The organism is Pantoea sp. CTOTU50773, assembly GCF_032082325.1.
Taxonomy (GTDB): domain Bacteria; phylum Pseudomonadota; class Gammaproteobacteria; order Enterobacterales; family Enterobacteriaceae; genus Pantoea; species Pantoea communis.
The window spans coordinates 1-3,974 of sequence record NZ_DAMDQC010000248.1; the positions used below are offsets into that span (position 1 = coordinate 1).

The 3,974-nt window shown below is 54.5% G+C and carries 4 protein-coding genes; all 4 read right to left on the reverse strand.

What is annotated here, in order from left to right; translation table 11 throughout:
- A partial coding sequence (locus RT340_RS22230; RefSeq protein ID WP_313377830.1) for an ATP-binding protein occupies nucleotides 1–917 on the reverse strand: 917 nt, incomplete at its 3' end.
- A 17-nt stretch (nucleotides 918–934) separates the two neighbouring features.
- Nucleotides 935–2,020, reverse strand: a complete 1,086-nt coding sequence (gene recF / locus RT340_RS22235; protein WP_034830004.1) for a DNA replication/repair protein RecF — start codon at nucleotides 2,018–2,020, stop codon at nucleotides 935–937.
- A 179-nt stretch (nucleotides 2,021–2,199) separates the two neighbouring features.
- Nucleotides 2,200–3,300 carry a DNA polymerase III subunit beta gene (gene dnaN, locus RT340_RS22240; RefSeq protein WP_034830010.1) on the reverse strand — a complete coding sequence of 367 codons (1,101 nt, stop codon included), beginning with the start codon at nucleotides 3,298–3,300 and terminating at the stop codon, nucleotides 2,200–2,202.
- Nucleotides 3,301–3,305: 5 nt separating this feature from the next.
- On the reverse strand, nucleotides 3,306–3,974 hold a 669-nt coding region (gene dnaA / locus RT340_RS22245), incomplete at its 5' end, for a chromosomal replication initiator protein DnaA (protein ID WP_313377831.1).

Sequence of the window (3,974 nt, forward strand, 5' to 3'; positions counted from 1 at the left end):
GCTTTTTTGCTGTAGCCTTCTTTGTCCATATAAGCGTTCAGCGTACGCGTCATTGCCGCACGGAAGCCCGCAAGGTGCGTACCGCCATCGCGCTGTGGAATGTTGTTGGTGAAGCAGTAGATGTTTTCCTGGAAACCATCGTTCCACTGCAGCGCGACTTCCACACCAATACCGTCTTTCTCGTTAGAGAAATAGAACACGGTTGGGTGAATCGGGGTTTTGTTCTTGTTGAGGTACTCAACAAACGCCTTGATGCCGCCTTCGTAGTGGAAGTGGTCGCTCTTGCCGTCACGCTTGTCTTCCAGACGGATAGAAACACCCGAGTTCAGGAAGGAGAGTTCACGCAGGCGTTTCGCCAAAATGTCATACTCGAACTCCACCACATTGGTGAAGGTTTCGTAGCTCGGCCAGAAACGGACGCGTGTACCGGTGGTTTCAGTATCACCGGATACCGCCAGCGGTGCCTGCGGCACACCGTGCTGGTAAATCTGCTGATGCACTTTACCTTCGCGGCGAATGGTCAGTTCCAGCTTCTGCGAAAGGGCGTTAACCACTGACACGCCCACGCCGTGCAGACCACCGGACACTTTATACGAGTTATCGTCGAATTTGCCGCCGGCGTGCAGCACGGTCATGATCACTTCTGCCGCAGACACACCCTCTTCCGGGTGAATGCCGGTCGGAATACCACGGCCATCATCCTGAACAGACACAGAATTGTCCGCATGGATGGTGACGACGATGTCACTACAGTGACCCGCGAGCGCTTCGTCGATTGCGTTATCCACGACCTCGAATACCATGTGATGCAGACCGGTGCCGTCATCGGTATCACCGATATACATACCCGGGCGTTTGCGTACCGCATCAAGCCCTTTAAGGACTTTGATACTTGAGGAGTCATAAGAATTCGACATCAACGTTTCTCGCTCATTTAATCTTCAGGTTGAACCGCTATTTTACCCTGTTCCACGCGGAACATCTTGCCCTTTTCGTCACTCATGTCGATTACATGTTCGACACCAATGGCGCTGACAAATACCTGAGCCTGCGTGGCTTTCAGGCGCTCGGCCAGCAACCGACGACGCGAATCGTCCAGCTCCGAGGCAAAGTCATCAATCAGGTACAAACAGCGACGTCCGCTGCTGCGAGTCAGATACTCGCCCTGCGCTAAACGCAGAGCACACATCAGCAGCTTTAATTGACCGCGTGAGAGTAAATCTTCCACAGGCGTGCCTTCCGCACGGATGCGAAAATCCGCTTTGTGCGGGCCGCTGGCGGTATAGGTGAGCGCGCGATCGCGCTCGAAATTACGTTCCAGCAGTTCGGCAAAGTCGCTCTCTTTATCCCAGCCGCGCTGAAACGAAAACGACAACTCAAACTCTGGTAAAAATTGACTGCAGGTAGCGATGATCTCTTTCGAGATCGCCGCACTGTACTCGGCTCGCCACTGGCTAATCTGTTCGGCCAGCGGCACCAGTTCCTGATCCCACGGGCGAATTTGGCTGTAACGCGAAACTTGTCTCAGCGCGGCGTTACGCTGTTTCATCAGACGCCGTAGATTATTCCAGGCATTGAAGAAACCGGGTGCGGAGTGAAAGCATCCCCAATCAATATAGGCTCTACGGTATTTGGGGCCGCCGTTGAGCAAAGTAAACCCTTCCGGCGTGATCAACTGCATCGGCAGCAATTGCGCCAGCTCGGCCACTTTATGACCGTCGCTGCCGTCGATGCGCACTTTGCTATCACCGGCGCGATTTTTGGTCAGCCCCACGGCCAATTCGCGCTCACTGCCTTCAATTCGTCCGTGCAGGACAAACGCATCCTGATCGTGACGAATGACGCGGCCAGCCTGCAAACTGCGAAATGCGCGACCATGTCCGAGGGTGTAGATAGCCTCCAGCACGCTGGTTTTACCGCTGCCGTTAGCACCCACGAGGAAATTAAAGCCTGGTGCCAGCGTGAGATCGGCCTGCTCGATGTTGCGGAAATCTTTAATCAGGAGGCGGGTTAAAGCCATGAACGAATCCAGCTGCGCATTAAGAAGTGGTTTTCACCTAACCCTGCCATCGAGGGCGTTAACGGCGAAGCTAGTTTGCTCACGGCCAGCGCGCAGTCCCTGGGAGCATACTGAAGTATGTGACCAGGGACGAGCACTGCCCGGGGGCAAAATAGCGAGTAAGTTAGCCCGCTATAAGATCACAAGCGCATTGGCATGACGACGTATGCCGCCGCTGGGCTGGCAACGTCTTCAATTTGCACACTCGAAACCGAATCGGTCAGCAGCAAACGCACGTTTTCGCATTTCAGCGCATTCAGCACATCTAACACGTAACTCACGTTAAAGCCGATCTCCAGTTCAGTGCCGCTATACGACACATCCAGCATCTCTTCCGCTTCTTCCTGTTCTGGGTTATTAGCGGTGATCTTGAGCTGATTTTCGGTGATATAGATGCGAACGCCGCGGAACTTCTCGTTAGAGAGGATCGCTGCACGGGCAAACGCCTGCTTCAGCAGATCGCAACCGGCCTCCAGCGCTTTATCCGGGTTCTTCGGCAATACGCGGCGATAATCAGGGAAACGTCCATCAACAAGCTTAGAGGTGAAGATGAAGTCACCAACGTGCGCGCGAATGTTGCTGCTGCCGATCTGCACCTGCAGCGGAGTCTCTCCGCCATCCAGCAGACGGACTAATTCAATCACGCCTTTACGTGGCACGATCACCGAATGGTTAGGCAACGCCTGGCCAATCGGCATGGAGCAGACTGCCAGACGGTGACCATCAGTAGCGACGGTGCGTAACTCTTCACCTTCAGTCTCAAACAGCATGCCGTTGAGGTAGTAACGCACATCCTGATGCGCCATTGAGAACTGGGTCGCTTCGATCAGACGTTTCAGCGTGGCCTGCGGCAAGGTGAATTCCACCTCGCTCTGCCAGTCATCCAGATTAGGGAAGTCAGTGGCGGGCAGCGTCGATAAGGAAAAACGGCTACGGCCAGAACGCACCAGCATTCTGTCACCTTCCAGCGTCAGGCTAATTTCCGCCCCCTCTGGCAAACCGCGACAGATATCGAGGAATTTACGCGCGGGCACGGTGGTCGCACCGGGCTCGTGGGGCTGCGTTAATGCAACGCGGGCCACCATCTCCATTTCCAAATCGGTGCCGGTCAGACGCAGTACGCCTTCACTCACCTGCAACAGTAAATTTCCGAGGATCGGTAAGGTCGGGCGTCCACCAAGCGGGCCGCTAACCTGTTGCAGTGGTTTCAGCAACTGCTCACGTTCTACAATAAATTTCATATGCGTCAGGAAGATAATGTTCGAATGAGGTTAGAGAAATCTTCTTTGATGTCGTGGCTCTCTTCACGCAACTGCTCAATTTTACGGCAGGCATGGAGCACGGTGGTATGATCGCGGCCACCAAACGCATCGCCAATTTCCGGCAGGCTATGGTTGGTCAACTCTTTCGCCATTGCCATTGCCATCTGACGCGGACGTGCCACCGAGCGCGAACGGCGCTTCGACAGTAAATCCGCGACTTTGATCTTGTAGTATTCGGCCACCGTTTTCTGGATGTTATCGATGGTGACCAGCTTTTCCTGCAGCGCCAGCAAATCCCGCAGCGCTTCGCGCACGAAATCGATGGTGATCGCGCGGCCGGTAAAGTTGGCATTGGCGATGACGCGGTTCAGCGCACCTTCCAACTCACGCACATTGGAGCGCAGACGCTTGGCAATAAAGAAGGCGACTTCTCCCGGCAGGCGGATATCGTTTTCATCCGCTTTCTTCATCAGGATCGCCACACGCGTTTCCAGCTCAGGCGGCTCGATCGCGACGGTTAATCCCCAGCCAAAGCGCGACTTCAGGCGATCTTCAACACCATTGATCTCTTTAGGATAGCGATCCGAGGTCAAAATGATCTGCTGATTGCCTTCCAGCAGGGCGTTAAAGGTATGGAAAAACTCTTCCTGCGA

What these genes read in the sequence shown, in the direction of transcription:
- dnaN (WP_034830010.1), bottom strand. Translation starts at nt 3,300, where the DNA reads ATGAAATTTATTGTAGAACGTGAGCAGTTGCTGAAACCACTGCAACAG.
- recF (WP_034830004.1), bottom strand. Translation starts at nt 2,020, where the DNA reads ATGGCTTTAACCCGCCTCCTGATTAAAGATTTCCGCAACATCGAGCAG.